Origin of the sequence: Haloarcula sediminis (assembly GCF_035656455.1) — an archaeon.
GTDB classification, from domain to species: Archaea; Halobacteriota; Halobacteria; order Halobacteriales; family Haloarculaceae; genus Haloarcula; species Haloarcula sediminis.
The window spans coordinates 1-1040 of the sequence record NZ_JAYMGA010000024.1 but is presented as its reverse complement, the minus strand read 5'-3'; the positions used below and the strand labels follow the sequence as shown (position 1 = coordinate 1040).

1 protein-coding gene is annotated in these 1040 nt (G+C 56.2%); it reads left to right on the top strand.

Annotation, left to right across the window (positions count from 1 at the left end; all coding sequences use genetic code 11):
- Positions 1 to 23: 23 nt before the first annotated feature.
- Positions 24 to 1040 (top strand): IS630 family transposase gene (locus VJ162_RS18420; RefSeq protein ID WP_324666286.1). Its coding sequence is split into 2 segments (ribosomal slippage), with 1018 coding nucleotides annotated over them: positions 24 to 528 and positions 528 to 1040; the frame shifts between segments, so codons are not numbered across the junction. This gene is flagged as partial in the annotation.

Sequence of the window (1040 nt, the reverse complement as noted above, 5' to 3'; positions counted from 1 at the left end):
GAACTCCAGCCACGAGAAGAGGTATGGCGAGGCTGGAGAACGTCTCTGTCGAAGACCTCCGCCAGATCTTGGCGGAGGTCGATGAAGCCGACGCAACAAAGCGGATCATGGTTGCGATCACCTACAAGGAGATCGACGATCTGACGCAAACAGATGCTGCCGACCTCTACGGATTTTCCAGTAGTTGGGCCTCAAAGTGGTTCACCCGACTCGAACGGCTCGCCGACGAGCCGTTCGAGGAGGTTGTCTATGACAAACCACGAGACGGCAGGCCGTCCAAACTTTCTGAGAAAGAACACGAGCAGTTCGTCGAGGCTCTTCACGAGTCGCCCGAAGAAGCCGGATACGACGCGCCCGCGTGGTCTGTTCCATTGGCGCGTCACTATCTGTCTGAGGAATTCGGCGTTGAGTACTGTGAACGTCACGTCCGACGACTGATTTCCGAGGCCGGGCTGTCCTGGAAGACAGCCCGGCCGGAGTTCTACAAATCCGACGAGAGAGCCCAAGAAGCCTGGCAAGAAGGCTTCAAAAAAAGCGCGACAACCTGGACGACGAATACACAATCCTGACTATCGATCAGACGCGCCAGGTGCTTTCGTCGCTGATCTATGCGTGGTTTCCTGAAGGAGAGCGCCCGTCACTGCCGGTGACGGGCGCGTGGGACAGCATCAAGCTGCTCGGTGCAGTTAGCGATTCCGGCGAGACGTTCTTTCTGCCCTGTGCCGAGAACTTCAACAGCGACACGACGATTCGCTTGCTAGACGCTCTCCAGACCGAATTCGGCGAGAAAATCTGCGTTGTCTTAGACAACGCGTCGTATTTCACGGCTAACGCAGTGCAGGAATTCGTCGAGGGAACGCCGATCGAACTGTCTTACCTTCCGCGGGGTTCACCGGAGCTGAACCCCGCGGAAGAGTGTTGGCGACGGCTCGATCAGTCTCTTGGAAACCGTCTCTTCGACACATTAGATGAACTTCGTGAGGCTGCACTCATTGCGCTTGATGACATCGAGCCTCCGAATATCTTCACGTACTTATGTC